Source organism: Aquabacter sp. DMC10, from assembly GCF_056314145.1.
The window spans coordinates 148,491-163,262 of the sequence record NZ_JBQUYX010000010.1 but is presented as its reverse complement, the minus strand read 5'-3'; the positions used below and the strand labels follow the sequence as shown (position 1 = coordinate 163,262).

Genomic DNA, 14,772 nt, shown 5'->3' with positions numbered 1-14,772 from the left:
GGCTGAAATTAATTCATATGATTTAATTCAACAACACCTTTTCACCTCATCCACCAGCGGATCCCGACCATGAGCGAGAGCAAGGCGACGGCGCCAGGCCGGGGACGCCCCCCGGGGTCAGGGCGCGGCCGCCCGGCCGGCACGGCTCGTACACGCCCAGCCGAAAAGGAGCATATGGGGGAAAGCGACCGCTCCACCCGCGATCATCTGCTGGAGACCGCCGAACGCCTGTTCGCCCGCAACGGCATCGACGGCACCTCCATGCGCGAGATCAACCGCGCGGCGGACCAGCAGAATGCCTCGGCCATCCATTATTATTTTGGCTCGAAGGAGGCGCTGGTCACCGCCATTCTCGACCAGCGCATGTCGACGGTGAACGATGCCCGCCTGAAGGTGCTGGACGCGTTGGAGACCGCCGGCTTGGCGGGCGACATGCGGCGGGTGACGGAAGCCTTCATCCTACCGCTGGCGGCGCAGACCAATGATGGCGCAGGGTCCAACAATTACATCGGCTTCCTGGCCCAGTTCTACGCCAGCCACCAATTCGACATCTGGGCCATTGCCCGCGACCGCCACGACGAGAGCCTGTCCCGCGTGGTCAGCCTCATCCACCGCATCCTGCCCGCTCTGCCCCGTTCGCTGGTGCGCGACCGGGTCTCCATCGCCCTGCGGCAGGCCATTTATGCGCTCGCGGATTTCGAGCGCGACGGCGCCGCCGGCCGCAGCCCCATGGCGCTCGGCCGCGACGCCTTCATTTCCAATTTGGTGGACATGACGGAAGGCGCGCTATCGGCCCCGCTCTCGGAAGCCACACGCCGGGCCCTGGAACGGCCGACTTGAAATGGGCCAGTCCGGACGAACGCCCCGCCCTTCCGACCGGGAGGCCTAAACCGCGCGACCGACGCCGGCGTGGGGCTTGGAGCTCTGGTGGGACGCTTGCTTGGCCTTGGCAATGCGGCCGTTCACCGCGTAGGACATCGCCACGATCACCGCCACCGTCGCCACATAGGCGATGACCTGCATGCCCGTCGGCTCGGCGCGATAGCCCACCAGCGTGCGCAGGACCCGGCCCACGGCACTGTCATCAGCCAAAAGCCAGGTGCTGTTCCACACCGGGTCGGCCAGGCTCTGGATGAATCCCGAATCCTGCAGGATGCCCACGGCCTGGGCGGACAGCCCGGCGGCGAGCAGGGTGATGAGGATGGTGGTGGTCTTGAACAAGTGCTTCACCGGAATGGCGACGAGGCCGCGATAGAGCAGGTAGGACACCGCAGCACCGGCGAGGATGCCCAGCGCAAAGCCCAGCGCCACATTGGCCGCGGTCTCGCCGCCGCTGACGGTGAGGCCATACATGAAGAGCACGATTTCCACGCCCTCGCGCAGCACCGCCATGCCGACCACGATGCCCAGCGCCGCGATGGGCCGCCGGCCCTCCTTCACGTCGCGGCCAACCGCTTTCATCTCCATGACCATTTCCCGGCCATGGCTGGCCATCCAGACCACCGTCCAGACCAGCATGACCACCGCTACCGAGAGGATGGCGGCATTGAGCAATTCCTGCCCGGAGCCGTCAAAGAGATTGGCGATGCGCTCGGCAAACAGCGCGATCACGGCGGAGCCGACCACGCCGCCGGCAATGCCAAGACTGATCACCGCGCCACGCCCGCGAATGCCTTCGGAGGCGGCAAGCATGACTCCCACGATGAGGCCTGCTTCGAGAACCTCGCGAAACACGATGATCAACGCTGCCAACATGGGCTGATCCTCTCGCGCCCCCTCCGGCGGGCGGGACACCCAGCGGAGGACGCACCATTTGCGTTCCCTGGCCTTGGTCCCGGCTGGCACCAGACGGCACGCTGTTTAGAAATATTCAAAAGGGCAATAACTGTCCGTCTACTGTCTGCTACACCCGATCACCTCTCCTGTCACTTGTTCGATGCACGATTAAAATGATTCTAAAATATGCGTATTGAAACACGACCAGCGGATCACCTTTCCCAGCGGAAGGCCGGGCATACCCATCCTCCGGTCGTCTCCTTAAGTATAAGTTCGTATAGCCGCTTACGACCGAGGCATGCGCAGCATCATCTCCAGTGATAGAGAGCAAAACCGCGCCAACATTGACGCATGATGCCCATTCCTTCTGCACAGCCTGTCACGGGAAGGCACCCCAGCCCCCATGCTTCCAGCGCTTTTTCAAGATGGAATAATTCCATCATTTGCGCGCGACCTTGTGAGCGCACAGGCTGGAGCGCTAGTTTGCGGTCGGATTTGCGGCGCCGTTCGCAGGAGAGCGGGTGGCTGTTCCTGCCCAGCGCAAGTCTAGCCGAGGAGAAGACAGTTATGCGCGCGAAGTTTGCCGCCGCCGCACTCGCCCTTGCCGTGGGGCTTGGGGGCGCCATCGCCCCCGTCGCGGCCGAAACCAAGCCGACCGAAACCAAGCCCGCCACGGCCGCCCAAGCCGCAGGCCCGAAGGCGCGGGACGTGATCGTGAGCTACGCCGACCAGGCGGAGGCCATGTACACGAACTCGTATCTGGCGGCGAAGGAGATGCAGACGGCCATCGAGGCCTTCATCGCCAATCCCAGTGCCCAGACCCACCAGGCGGCCAAGGATGCGTGGAAGAAGGCCCGCGATCCCTACCAGATCACGGAAGCCTTCCGGTTCGGCAACAAGATCGTCGACGAGTGGGAAGGCAATGTGAATGCCTGGCCGCTGGACGAGGGTCTGATCGACTATCTCGACAAGTCACGCGGCACCTCCTCCGACGAGAACCCGCTTTATGCGGCCAATGTGATTGCCAGCAAGACCATCCGCATCGGCAAGAAGACCGTGGACGTGAGCAAGATCACGCCCAAGCTGCTGCACGACCTCAACTCAGCCGCGGGCGTGGAATCCAACGTGGCGAGCGGCTGGCACGCCATCGAATTCCTGCTGTGGGGCAAGGACCTGCACGGCACCGAGCGCGGCGCGGGTGAGCGTCCCTGGACCGACTACGACACCAAGGCCTGCACCGGCGGCAATTGCGAGCGCCGCGCGCAATATCTCAAGGTGGCCACCCAGACGCTGGTGGATGACCTTAAAGAAATGTCCGACGACTGGGGTGCCAAGGGCAAGGCCCGCACCGCTTTGCTGAAGAAGAAGGACAAGGCCGGCCTTGCCGTCATCTTCACCGGCCTCGGCTCTCTGTCCTATGGCGAGCTGGCCGGCGAGCGCATGAAGCTCGGCCTGCTGCTGCACGACCCCGAGGAGGAGCATGACTGCTTCTCCGACAACACCCACAACTCTCATTATTATGACGAAGTGGGCATCCAGGACGTCTATTACGGCCGCTTCACCCGCATCGACGGCACCACCTTCTCCGGCCCGTCGGTGGCGGATCTGGTGCGCGCCAAGGATGCCAAGATCGCCGACGAGATCGACGCCAAGATGGCCGCCGCCCTCGCCGCGCTCAAAGCCATCAAGGACACCGCCGACAGCGGCGAGATGTTCTACGACATGATGCTCGCGGAAGGGAATGCGAAGGGCAACAAGCTGATCCAGGACGGCGTCGACGCCCTGGTGGCCCAGGCCCACGCCATCGAGCGCGGCGTCGCGGCCCTCAAGATCCAGATCAAGGTGGAAGGCTCGGAGAGCCTGGATAACCCGGCCGCCGCCAAGAAGAAGTGAGACGGGCCTGAGGCCCCGATGCCGGGACCCTGCACGGGCCCCGGCATTCCGCCCGGGATGGGCGATGTGAGGAGCGGGTGAATGATTTCAAGGCGCGGGATGCTGCTCGGCGGCGCGGCCATGGGCCTGGTGGCCGCGGCCCCCTCCGCCATCGGCCAGGTACCCTCGGTGGACACCTTGCCCCCGACCGCACCGGTGAAGCGCATCGCGCTCACCGCGCGGGAGATCGAGACCCGGCTGCTGGGCCCGGACAAGCCGGCCACCCGCAAGTTCTGCGCCTATGACGGTGAACCCTTCAAGATCTTCCGGTTCGAGCGCGGCACCCGCCTTGCGGTGGATTTCGAGAACCAGCTGCCCGACCCGACCACCGTGCACTGGCACGGCATCCGCGTGCCCAACCTGTCCGATGGCGTCGCCCCGCTCACCCAGGAGGTGATCGCGCCGGGCGGACGCTTCAGCTATAATGTGCCGCTCCCCGATGGCGGCTTCTATTTCTTCCATCCCCATTGCGACGAGACCGGCCAGGTTGGACGCGGCCTGTTCGCGCTGCTGATCGTGGACGACCCGCAAGAGCGCAAGGTGCATTTCGACGCTGAATGCTTCATCGTGGTGAAGGACTGGCGTCTCGGGGAGGACGGCCAGTGGATCGAGATGAGCACGGATGAGGGCGCCGCCACTGCGGGCACCTTCGGCACCGTGCGCGCCACCAATGGCAGCGTGGTGCCGCCGCGGGTGGAGGTGCCAGCTTATGGCGATGTGCGCGTGCGCGCCATCGTTGCGGACGCCACCCGCGTCATCGACCTCGGCACCGACCATGACGACGCCGCCCTGATCGCGGTGGACGGGCAGGCCCTCCTTCCACCGGCCGTGACGGACCATCTGCCCGACGGCATCTGGCGCATGGGTCCCGCCATGCGGGCGGACCTCCAGGTGCGCATGCCGGGTCCGGGGCAGGAGGTGAAGGTCTATGACTACCGCTCCAATGAGCCCTATCTGCTGACCACCCTCGTGGCCGTGGACAAGGGCCTGAAGAAGACGCCCTTCAAGCCCAAGGCCCTGCCGGCCTCCACGGCGCCCATGCCGGACCTTGCCAGACCCAAGACGCTGGATTTCCTCGTCCAGGTCTCCGCCGGGGCGACATCCATCGGCGTGCCGCTGCCCGACAATGACCCGCTTGCCAAGGCGCTTGTGGATTCGCTCTGCGTGGGCGCCAAGACCCATTGGGCCATCAGCCGGGATTCATGGGCAACCGAGGAGGCCCTGCGGCTGCCGCCACCGCTCAGCCAGTTGAGCGCCGGCACCACCTATGTGGTCAATTGCACCAATGTCACCAAGCATGTGCACCCCATGCACCTGCATGGCCACGTCTTCCGCGTCCTGTCCTCCTCCAAGAAGAAGGGCATGCCGCAATATCTCGCCGACACGGTAATTGTGGAGCCCAACGAGACCGTCCAATTCGCCTTCAAGGCGACGGGAGGCAATTGGGTGTTCCACTGCCACATTCTCGAACATATGGACACCGGCCTCATGGGCTGGTTCCGGGTGACCTGATGCGCCGGCGCCTCGGCGGTCTTGCTGCCGCCGGCCTGCTGGTCGGCACGGCCCTCAGCGCGCAGGCGCTGGACAAGCTGGACCTTGCCATCGGCAAGGCCCTGTTCGACCGCGCCTGGGTGGAGGCCCCCGCCTCCACCAAGGCGGATGACGGCCTCGGCCCGCTTTATGACGCGCGCTCCTGCGCCTCCTGCCACCCGCGCGACGGGCGCGCCGCGATGGTCGTCAACGGCGAGGGCGAGTTGGAGGGACGCGGCGCGGTGCTGGTGCTCGGCCAGCCCGGCGGCGGCGGCGATCCGGTCTACGGCCGTCGCCTCCAGATCGACGCCATCCCCAGTTTGCGGCCGGAAGGGATTCTGGCCGTGCGCTGGGAGCCGCTGCCGGACGGGCGAACCCGGCCAGTGCCCGCGCCCACAGACCTTGGCTATGGGCCGCTCAATGCGGCCACCGGCATGTCGCTGCGCATTGCCCCCGATCTGAGGGGGCGCGGCCTTCTGGAACAGGTGCCGGACGCGGCCATTCTCGCCATCGCAGCCGAGCAGGCCAAGGGCACGGACGGGGTGAAAGGCACGGCCCGCCGCGTGGTCCTGCCCAACGGAATCCCGACCCTGGGCCGCTATGGCTGGAAGGCCAATCAACCCTCCATCGAGGCGCAGACCGCGGAGGCCTTCTTCCTCGACATGGGCTTGTCGACCCCCCTCCATCCCGAGCCCTGGGGCGACTGTACCGAGGCCCAGGCCGCCTGCCGCAACGCCCCCCATGGCATCGAGGCCGAAGGGGAACTGGAGATCCCGAGTTCCATCCTCGACCGCGTGGTGGCCTACGTGGCCGCCTTGCCGGTCCCGCCCGCCGGGCGCGACACCCAGGGCACCGCCCAGGGTGCCGCCCAGGGTGCCGCCCAGGAGCGGCAGGGGACCGCCCTGTTCGCCTCGACCGGCTGCGCCGTCTGCCACCGGCCGAGCCTGCCCACCAAGGACGGCGGCACGGCGCCCCTCTTCACGGACCTGCTGCTGCACGACATGGGGCCGGGCCTTGCCGACACGCTGCCCGATCCCGGCGCCTCGCCGACCCAATGGCGGACGGCGCCTCTGGCCGGCCTGTCCGATGCGCTGGCGCGCAAGACCGGCCTCCTCCATGACGGTCGCGCCGCCGGTGTGGCCGAGGCGATCTCCTGGCACGATGGCGAAGCACGCGCCGCAGTTCAGCGATTCAATGGCCTGAGTGCGGCGCAAAAGGCCGCCCTCATCGCCTATGTCTCGCGCCTGTGAGGGCGGCTGGCATGCTAGGAAAAGGGACGCTGGCGAGCGTCATGAGAATTTTGCGGCAGGCGCGGGAGCATGGAACGATGACCACCAGATTGATGCGGCTGGCGATCGCGGCCCTGGCCTTGGCTGCCCTTGCCGGGACCCAACCCGCCGCCGCCGCGTCCCCGACGTTTGAGACCACCAGCCTCATCGAGACCTGGCTGCTGCCGCGCTATGACGCCCTGGTGGCGGCCACGGGGGCCCAGTCCGACGCCTGGACCGCCTTTTGCGCCAAGCCGGAGGATGCCGGCATCGGCGCCCTGAAAGCCGCCTTCACAAAGGCGGCGGACAGCTGGACAGCGGTGGAATTCGTCACGTTCGGTCCGGCCAGCCAGGACTTGCGGCCGGACCGGTTCAACTTCTTCCCCGACCGGCGCAACTCCATCGCCCGCGGCATGGCCGAAGTGCTCGCCGACCCGGATGACGCGCGCTTCAGCCCCGAGCGCTTCCCCAAGTCCAGCGCCGCCGTGCAGGGTTTGCCCGCGCTGGAGCGGCTCCTGTTTGAGGCGGGCGCGGCGGCCCAGCTCACCGACGGCCCGGAAGCGGCGCGCCGCTGCACCTATGCCCGCGCCATCGCCCTCAACCTTGCCACCATGGCCAAGCAGATCCGCACGGCCTGGGGCGACCGTTCCACCGGCGTCCTGGCCGCCATCGTCTCCGGCAAGGGCGACCCGGCCCTGTTCCCGGACCTCGGCGCCATTCCCGGCATGATCCTCACCGATCTGTCGGGCGCCTATCAGCGCGTCACCGATACCAAGATCCTCCCCGTGCTCGGCCCCAACCCTGACGGCGCCAAGCCTACGGTGGCGGATGGCTGGCGCGCCGGGCGCTCGGGGCAAGTGGTCAGGGTGATGATCCAGAGCGCCGATGCCCTGCTCCAGGAGGTGGCCAAGCAATTGCCCAGCCGCCCGCAATGGGTGGTGAACAAGGCCGCCACCGCCGCCGACAAGGCGGCAACAGAGTTTCCCGCCGATCTCGGTGCGGCCGCCCAGAGCGCCGACAGTGCCGGCAAGATCCTGGCCGACATCAAGGTCTTCAAGGCGGCCCAGCTGACCGTCTACCGACCCATCGCGTCCTATTTCGGCATTTCCCTGGGCTTCAATGCCCTTGATGGGGACTGAGGGAGGCCATCCATGGCTCCGACCCGCCGCGCCTTCCTCGCCGGCATGGGCGCCGGCCTTGTTCTCGCCCCCGCCTTTGCCATGGCCCAGAGCCAGCTCCATGCCCAGGCCCACGCCCTGGACGAGGGCTGGATGACCACGGCCGGCGTGGGCGAGGGTTTTGGCGCCTTTGCCGTAGGCGCGGCCTTCGACACGCAGGAGCGTGCGCCTTCTCCGGCACGGCTCCACGGCATCGAGCCGAGCCCGCAAGGGCCCTTGGCGGTGGCGGTGGGCCGGCGGCCGGGTCAGGTGGCTCTGGTCTTCGACCGCGCAAAAGGTGGCAAGGTGGACGAGTTCGTGCCCGGCGCGGGGCGCGTCTTCTCCGGCCATGGCCGCTTCTCCCCGGACGGCACGCTTTTCCTGACCAACGAGATCGAGCGCGGCGTCCAGGACGGCGCCATGCGCACCATGGGCCGTGGCATTGTGGCGGTGCGCACAGTGGCAGGCCGTTTCGAGATCGTGGATGAATGGCGCACGGGCGGCGATGGCCCCCACGACCTCATGCGCAACGGCCCCCATCTGGTGGTGGCCAACGGCGGCATCGAACCCAACACGCCGGAGGCCCGCGATGCGGAGGTGACCGGCAGCACCATCACCGTTCTCGACCCGCAGACGGGCGCAGCGCGCGGCGAAGGGACGCTTTCCGCCGACCTGGCGAGCCTCTCGCTCCGCCATCTGGCCCGAGACGGGGCCGGCACCATGGTCGTGGCGGCGCAGGACCTTCTGAAGGACGGCGTGTCCCGGCCTCTGCTCTTCGCCATCGGCACGGAGGGAGTCCTCACCCCCTTCGAGGCGCCGGAGGGAGACCTCCTCGCCTTACGCGGCTATGTGGGCTCGGTGGCTTTCGATGCCTCGGGCGTGTTCATCGCCTGCTCCAGCCCGCGCGGCGGACGCATTGCCATCTGGCGGCGGGACGGGCGCTATATGGGAGCCGTGCCCTTGGTGGATGGCTGCGGCCTGGCCGGCACCCGGCAGGCGGGACGCTTCCTGGCCACCAGCGGCTATGGCGAGGTGATCCTCATCGCCGTGGACGAGGGTGTCGGCATCATCGCCCGCCACACTGGCGGACCCCGGTTCGACAACCACATGGTGCAGGCCTGAACGGCCATCGGCGGGTCAGGTCACGCAGCCGCGCCCATCCACCGGCCAGACCGCCTCGACCCGCTCGCCGCGCACCGCCACCATCCAGTCGTACTGGGCGACCGTGGGGTCGCAATGGGACGGCACGAGCCGCAGCCGCTCGCCCAGGGCCGGCGCCACTGCGCCTTCCACCGCCTCGATCCGTCCCTGCTCGTCGCTCGCCTTGGTGAAGGCGAGGTCCGCCCGGCCGGCCACGGCCGGCGGGCCGCAATCCAGGTTCAGCGCCTTCGCGCCCGCATCCACATAAGCGAGGCCGGGCGCGGGGGTGCGCAGAACCCCGGCCAGGATGAACAGGCTCTGGGCGAAGGGACGGTAGGGTGCCCCGTCGGCCCCGAGATTGCGGGCATAATCCACGTCCATGAAGACATAAGAGCCGGGCTGGATCTCATCGAGAAGTCCGCTGGCCAGGTCCGCCTCGAAGCTGCCGGTGCCGCCGCCCGTCACGAGGGGGCACGGCAGGCCGGCGGCCAGGATGCGGGCCCGGGCATCGGCCGCCCGCTCGCCTGCTTCATGGGCGGCGCGCGCGCGTTCGGCGGCCCCTCGCACATGCTGCATGGGTCCGTTATAGGCTTGGATGCCCCTCAGCCGCAGCCCCGCCGCCACGTGCACCGCCTCGGCCAAGGGCAAGAGCCCATCGGCGCCCTGGAGCCCCATGCGCGCATCGCCGGCGTCGATCTCGATGAGGATCTCCAACGTCACGCCAGCGGCCTGCGCCGCAGAGGAGAGCTGGGCCACATGGGCGAGGTCGCTGGCCAGGGTCGTCACCCGAGCCTTGCCCGCGAGCGCGGCGAGCCGCTCCAGCTTGCGCGGCCCGACCACGTGATTGGAGACCAGGAGGTCCTCCACCCCGCTCGGCAGCAGCGCCTCGGCTTCCGAGACTTTCTGGCAGCACAGCCCCACCGCACCGGCGGCCAATTGCCGGCGAGCGATGGCGATGCTCTTGTGGGTCTTGCCGTGAGGACGCAGCGCCACGCCAGCCTCGCGCGCCCGCGCCGCCATGAGGGCGATATTGGCCTCAAGGGCGTCAAGATCCACCAGAAGGGCGGGCGTGTCGACCTCGGCGAGGGCATCGCCGGGGCGCGCGGGGGCAGGAGACGTCACGGGCAACTTCCTCGCAGGCCGCTGAAGGACAAGCGGCGGGCGCTCCACATGTAGCAGGAACCGGCGGCCTGTGCAGGCGCCCGGGACACGGCTAAGCCCCCGCAGGGGTCGTGTGCGACGTGCGCGCCAGTTGGTCGGCCCGCGCCTCGGCCAGCACGGTCTTCAGCACCGGCGGCGTTCCGGTCATGAACTGGCGCACGGCGTCGGTAATCACCTCGTCCAGGTTCCCCGGGATGGGCGTCAGATACACGAACTTGCGGATGGCGATGTAGAAGACGCGCCCGTGCAGGCCCCAGATGAGCTCTTCTTCCCGCTCGGTAACGGGAACCTCCTCCGGGCCCGGCAGGCGCAATTCCCGGCGCAGCTCGATGCAGGCGGGGACCACGATGAGTGTCTTCACCATGGCCAAGTAGCGCTTGGTGATGTCGAACGACTTCATGCCCGACAGCACGAAGATGCGCACCCACTGGAAGTCAAAGACCCGCTGAGCATACTCCAGGTAGAATTGGGTCAGACGCTGTTCCAGGGTGCGGCTGCGGTCGCGAATGAGCCCTTCCCAGTCCGGGCTCCAGCGGCTGAGATAGACGTGTTCATAGACACGCTCGATCAGGGCTTCCTTGCTGGGAAAGTGCCGATAGATGGCCGAATGGGTGATGCCCATGCGCTTGGCCAGCTCGCGCGTCTGCCCCTCAAAGCCGTGCTCCGCGAAGAAGCGCACGGCCTCCTCCAGGATCGCCATCTCCCGGTCCGGCGCCCGCATGTTGCGCCGGCGCGAGCGTGCGGCGGAGGCGCGAGCCGTGGCAGCGGGACGAGTGGCAGATGCAGGCGCGGACGGCTCTTCTTGCGGCAAGGACGGCCTCCCATGGGCGCCGCGGGCTTGAAACCGGATCAACGCAACGCCGCTCCGGTGCATCCTGGGATAGCGCATTCGGCAAAAGTGACCAAGTGGTCTTTTTGCATTGACAAGGATCAATTGCCGCGCCTAACTTCAGACCAAGTGGTCACAAATAGACTACACCTGGAAACGCCGCCGAGGTTGCCCCGCGTGAAAGCCCGCGCCTTCACCTATGTTCGCGCCCACTCCCTTGAGGAGGCCGTCTCCCGTTATGCGGACGCCGACGCAGAGGCGAGCTATATCTCCGGCGGGCAGAGCCTGGTGCCAGCCCTGGCGCTGCGCCTGCAGGCGCCGGCGGTGCTCATTGATCTGTCGGGCATTGCCAGCCTGCGCGGCGTGATGGTGGAAGACGATGTCCTGCGCATCGGCGGGCTGACGCGCCATGCGGACATGCTCACTCACCCGCTGATCGCCGCCCATGCCCCGCTGCTGCGGGAAGCCGCGCCCCATGTGGCCCATCCCGCCATCCGCAATCGCGGCACCATCGGCGGCAACATTGCGCTGGCGGACCCGGCCTCCGAGTTTCCCGCCATGCTGCTCGCCATGGATGCCCGGGTGGAGATTTTCGGGCCGGCCGGTTTCCGGCAGGTGCCTGCGGACGAGTATTTCCTCGACCTCTACCAGACCGCCGTTGAGCCGGGCGAGATCGTCACCGCCATCCTGGTGCCGCCCGCGCCCGCCGGAACCGTCATCGCCATGGATGAACTGGCCCGGCGGCGCGGCGACTATGCCATGGTGGGCGCCGGCCTCCAGGGCCGCTTTTCGGCTGATGGCACGGTGGAAGCGCTGCGCATCGCCTTCTTCTCCGTGGGCGCGACGCCGGTGCGCGCGAAGGGCGCCGAGGCGGCGCTCATCGGGCACCTCATCGACCCAGCCGGCATCGCCAACGCCCAGCGCGCCCTCGATCACGATCTCGATCCCCTGGACGACGAGGACGTGCCCGCCGCCATGCGCCGCCATCTGGCGCGGGTGCTGCTCGGCCGCCTGCTCCAGCGCATGAGGGACAAGTCATGACTGCGCCCGTCCCCGTCTCCCTCACCGTGAACGGCACCGAAGTTTCGCGCCTCGTGGCGCCGCGTACGACCCTGGCCGATTTCCTGCGCTTCGACCTGGAGCTCACCGGGACCCATACGGGCTGCGAAATGGGTGCCTGCGGTGCCTGCCTTGTCATGATGAACGATGAAGCCGTGCATTCCTGCCTGGTCTTTGCCGTTCAGGCGGAAGGGGCGCGTATCGAGACGGTGGAGGGGCTGACCGAGCGTGGCGCCATCGGCGATCTCCAGGCGGCCTTTCATGGCCGCAACGCGCTGCAATGCGGCTTCTGCACGGCCGGCATGCTGGTCGCAGCCCATGCGCTTCTGGAGCGCGTGGACGAGGTGCCGAGCCGCGAAGAGATCCGTGACGCCCTCTCCGGCAATTATTGTCGCTGCACGGGCTATGAAGCGATCGTCGATGCGGTGACGGCGGCGGCGCAGAACCGGTGCTGTGGCGGCGCCCGACCGGCGGATGCCCTTCAGGACGAAGGAGTGCAGCCGTGAACGCGCCCTTCTCCCCCACCGCGCACACGGCTCCCGGTCATGACAGCCCCCACGGGGCCGCATCCGGCCATGTGGGCGCCCGCCTGCCCCGCCCCAATGCCAAGCGCCTGCTCGCCGGGCGTGGGCGCTATGTGACCGACATCACCTTGCCGCGCATGCTGCATGCCGCCTTCGTGCGCTGCCCCTTCGCTCATGCGCGCATCCTGTCCGTGAATGCGGACGCCGCCCGCGCCGCCCCCGGTGTGCGGCTGGTGGCGACCGGGGCGGATCTGGCCCGCATCTGCAAGCCTTGGGTCGGCACGCTCGACCATTTCAAGGGCATGAAATCCCCGCCCCAGCTCCCCCTGCCGGTGGAGATCGCGGTCTGGGCCGGTCAGGCGGTGGTGGCGGTGGTGGCTGACACCCGCGCCTTGGCGGAGGATGCCGCCGAGCTGGTGGAGATCGAATTCGAGGAACTGCCCGCCGTCACCGACATGGACATGGCGCAGGAGCCCGGCGGCGCGCGGGTGAGCGCGGAGCTGGCCGACAATATGTGTTTCCGAGCCGGCCTCGACACGGGGAACGTGGACGATCTCTTCGCATCCGCCGCCCATGTGGTGGAAGGCGAGTTCACCTTCGGCCGCCACACTGGCGTGACGCTGGAGCCCCGCGCGATCATCGCCGACTATGATCCGAGCGAGGAGCGCCTCACCGTCCACCATGCGACGCAAACGCCCTACCAGTTCCAGGACCTTTATTCCCGCCATTACGGCATCCCGGAATCCCGCGTGCGGGTGGTGGCGCCGGATGTGGGCGGCTCGTTCGGCATCAAGCTCCATGTCTATCACGAGGACATGGCGGTGGTGGGCCTGTCCATCCTTCTGGGTCGGCCGGTGAAGTTCGCCGCCGACCGCACGGAAGCCTTCGTCTCCGACATCCATGCCCGCGACCATCGGGTGAGCGCCCGCGCAGCGGTGGCCGAGGATGGCACCTTGCTCGCCTTCCAGGTGGAGGACAAGACCGCCGTCGGCGCCTTCTCCACCTATCCCCGCACCAGCGCGGTGGAGGGCAACCAAGTCATCCGCCTCATCGGCGCGCCCTATCGGCTGAAGGGCTATCAGGCCGACCTGAAGGTGCTGTTCCAGAACAAGGTGCAGACCAGCCAATATCGCGCGGTGGGCCATCCCATTGCCTGCGCGGTGACCGAGCGGCTGGTGGATCTGGCGGCGGCGAAAACCGGACTCGACCCGTTCGCCATCCGCGCCCGCAATCTCATCCCGGACGACGCCTATCCCTGCACGTCCGCCACTGGCTACCAGTTCGAGCGCCTGTCCCATGAGGCGTGCCTCGCCAAGCTGAAGACGCTCATGGACTATGACCGCCTGCGGGCCGATCAGGCCGAGGCGCGGGCGCGGGGCGTGCATCGCGGCATCGGCATCGCCGCCTTCGTGGAGATCACCAATCCGAGCCCGGCCTTCTATGGGGTGGGCGGCGCTCGCATTTCGGCGCAGGATGGGGCGATCCTGAAGATCACGCCGTCCGGCGAGGTGCGCTGCCTCATCTCGGTCACCGAGCAGGGCCAGGGCACGGAGGCCATTATCGGCCAGATCGTTGCCGATCATCTGGGCGTGCCGCAGGCCGCCATCCGCGTCATCACCGGCGACACGGAGGTCACCCCCCATGGCGGTGCCACCTGGGCGTGCCGGGGCGCGGGCATTGGCGGCGAGACCGCCCTCCAGGCAGCGAAGAAGCTCAAAGGGCAGGTGCTGGCGCTCGCCGGCACCATCCTTCAGGCCAAGGGCGAAGACCTCGACTTACGGGATGGCGAAGTGGTGGACCGCGCCAGCGGCCAGCCGCGCCTCTCCTTGGCTGAAGTGGCCCGCATCGCCTATTTCCGGTCCGATACCTTGCCCAAGGGCACGGACGCGCAGCTCACCGCCGCCCACCATTTCGCCCCGCAGGGCTACCCCTTCGCCTTCACCAACGGCATCCATGGCAGCCACGTGGAAGTCGATGTGGAAACCGGCCTGGTGAAGATCCTCAAGCATTTCGTGGTGGAGGATTGCGGCCGCATCATCAATCCGCTGCTGGTGGAAGAGCAGGTGCGCGGCGGCGTGGTGCAGGGGCTCGGCGCCGCCTTCTTCGAGGAATGCCGCTATGATGAGGCTGGCCAGCTGACCAACGGCTCCCTGGCGGATTATCTCGTGCCCATGTCGTGCGAGATGCCCGACATCCTCATCGACCATGTGGAGACGCCCACCGCCGACACGGAGCTGGGCGCAAAGGGCTGCGGCGAGGCGGGCACCGCCGCGGCCTCGGCGGCCGCGCTCAATGCGGTCAATGATGCCCTCTCCCCCTTTGACGCCTCCATCAGCCAGATCCCCATGACGCCGGCCCGCCTGCTGAAGGCCCTGGGCACCATCTAGACTTCAGCC

At 67.8% G+C, this 14,772-nt stretch carries 12 protein-coding genes; 9 read left to right on the top strand and 3 right to left on the bottom strand.

What is annotated here, in order from left to right:
- Positions 1-174: 174 nt before the first annotated feature.
- Positions 175-840: a TetR/AcrR family transcriptional regulator gene (locus ACT54L_RS23340; RefSeq protein ID WP_476088053.1), complete on the top strand. Its 666-nt coding sequence runs from the start codon at positions 175-177 to the stop codon at positions 838-840.
- 45 nt (positions 841-885) lie between these two features.
- Here the strand turns inward: ACT54L_RS23340 and ACT54L_RS23335 are convergent, their stop codons facing one another.
- Positions 886-1,755 (bottom strand): FTR1 family iron permease, encoded by an 870-nt coding sequence (locus tag ACT54L_RS23335; protein WP_476088052.1) that lies wholly within the window; start codon positions 1,753-1,755, stop codon positions 886-888.
- A gap of 588 nt (positions 1,756-2,343) precedes the next feature.
- Here ACT54L_RS23335 and ACT54L_RS23330 point away from each other — a divergent pair.
- From ACT54L_RS23330 to ACT54L_RS23310, 5 genes are all read left to right on the top strand, one after another.
- A complete protein-coding gene (locus tag ACT54L_RS23330; protein WP_476088051.1) occupies positions 2,344-3,669 on the top strand; it encodes an imelysin family protein in 1,326 nt (441 codons plus the stop codon).
- Positions 3,670-3,750: 81 nt separating this feature from the next.
- Positions 3,751-5,220, top strand: a complete 1,470-nt coding sequence (locus ACT54L_RS23325; protein ID WP_476088050.1) for a multicopper oxidase family protein — start codon at positions 3,751-3,753, stop codon at positions 5,218-5,220.
- Complete coding sequence (locus ACT54L_RS23320) at positions 5,220-6,488, top strand: di-heme oxidoredictase family protein (protein WP_476088049.1); 1,269 nt, start codon at positions 5,220-5,222, stop codon at positions 6,486-6,488. The genes ACT54L_RS23325 and ACT54L_RS23320 overlap by 1 nt, the downstream gene beginning before the upstream one ends.
- Before the next feature lie 77 nt (positions 6,489-6,565).
- The gene (locus ACT54L_RS23315; protein ID WP_476088048.1) at positions 6,566-7,645 is read left to right on the top strand and encodes an imelysin family protein; all 1,080 of its coding nucleotides are present in this window, start codon (positions 6,566-6,568) and stop codon (positions 7,643-7,645) included.
- A gap of 12 nt (positions 7,646-7,657) precedes the next feature.
- A complete protein-coding gene (locus ACT54L_RS23310) occupies positions 7,658-8,785 on the top strand; it encodes a DUF1513 domain-containing protein (RefSeq protein WP_476088047.1) in 1,128 nt (375 codons plus the stop codon).
- 15 nt (positions 8,786-8,800) lie between these two features.
- Here ACT54L_RS23310 and ACT54L_RS23305 read toward each other — a convergent pair whose 3' ends face one another.
- Entirely contained in the window at positions 8,801-9,925 is a 1,125-nt protein-coding gene (locus tag ACT54L_RS23305; RefSeq protein ID WP_476088046.1) for a DSD1 family PLP-dependent enzyme, read from the bottom strand.
- A gap of 91 nt (positions 9,926-10,016) precedes the next feature.
- Entirely contained in the window at positions 10,017-10,685 is a 669-nt protein-coding gene (locus ACT54L_RS23300) for a TetR/AcrR family transcriptional regulator (RefSeq protein ID WP_476088045.1), read from the bottom strand.
- Positions 10,686-10,970: 285 nt separating this feature from the next.
- Here ACT54L_RS23300 and ACT54L_RS23295 point away from each other — a divergent pair, with 285 nt between their 5' ends.
- The 3 genes from ACT54L_RS23295 (at position 10,971) to ACT54L_RS23285 (ending at position 14,763) form a co-directional block, all read left to right on the top strand.
- Positions 10,971-11,834, top strand: a complete 864-nt coding sequence (locus ACT54L_RS23295; RefSeq protein WP_476088044.1) for an FAD binding domain-containing protein — start codon at positions 10,971-10,973, stop codon at positions 11,832-11,834.
- Entirely contained in the window at positions 11,831-12,358 is a 528-nt protein-coding gene (locus ACT54L_RS23290; RefSeq protein WP_476088043.1) for a (2Fe-2S)-binding protein, read from the top strand. The genes ACT54L_RS23295 and ACT54L_RS23290 overlap by 4 nt, the downstream gene beginning before the upstream one ends.
- A gap of 71 nt (positions 12,359-12,429) precedes the next feature.
- A complete protein-coding gene (locus ACT54L_RS23285; protein WP_476088107.1) occupies positions 12,430-14,763 on the top strand; it encodes a xanthine dehydrogenase family protein molybdopterin-binding subunit in 2,334 nt (777 codons plus the stop codon).
- Positions 14,764-14,772 lie beyond the last annotated feature (9 nt).

What these genes read in the sequence shown, in the direction of transcription:
- ACT54L_RS23340 (WP_476088053.1), top strand. Translation starts at nt 175, where the DNA reads ATGGGGGAAAGCGACCGCTCCACCCGCGATCATCTGCTGGAGACCGCC.
- ACT54L_RS23335 (WP_476088052.1), bottom strand. Translation starts at nt 1,755, where the DNA reads ATGTTGGCAGCGTTGATCATCGTGTTTCGCGAGGTTCTCGAAGCAGGC.
- ACT54L_RS23330 (WP_476088051.1), top strand. Translation starts at nt 2,344, where the DNA reads ATGCGCGCGAAGTTTGCCGCCGCCGCACTCGCCCTTGCCGTGGGGCTT.
- ACT54L_RS23325 (WP_476088050.1), top strand. Translation starts at nt 3,751, where the DNA reads ATGATTTCAAGGCGCGGGATGCTGCTCGGCGGCGCGGCCATGGGCCTG.
- ACT54L_RS23320 (WP_476088049.1), top strand. Translation starts at nt 5,220, where the DNA reads ATGCGCCGGCGCCTCGGCGGTCTTGCTGCCGCCGGCCTGCTGGTCGGC.
- ACT54L_RS23315 (WP_476088048.1), top strand. Translation starts at nt 6,566, where the DNA reads ATGACCACCAGATTGATGCGGCTGGCGATCGCGGCCCTGGCCTTGGCT.
- ACT54L_RS23310 (WP_476088047.1), top strand. Translation starts at nt 7,658, where the DNA reads ATGGCTCCGACCCGCCGCGCCTTCCTCGCCGGCATGGGCGCCGGCCTT.
- ACT54L_RS23300 (WP_476088045.1), bottom strand. Translation starts at nt 10,685, where the DNA reads ATGCGGGCGCCGGACCGGGAGATGGCGATCCTGGAGGAGGCCGTGCGC.
- ACT54L_RS23290 (WP_476088043.1), top strand. Translation starts at nt 11,831, where the DNA reads ATGACTGCGCCCGTCCCCGTCTCCCTCACCGTGAACGGCACCGAAGTT.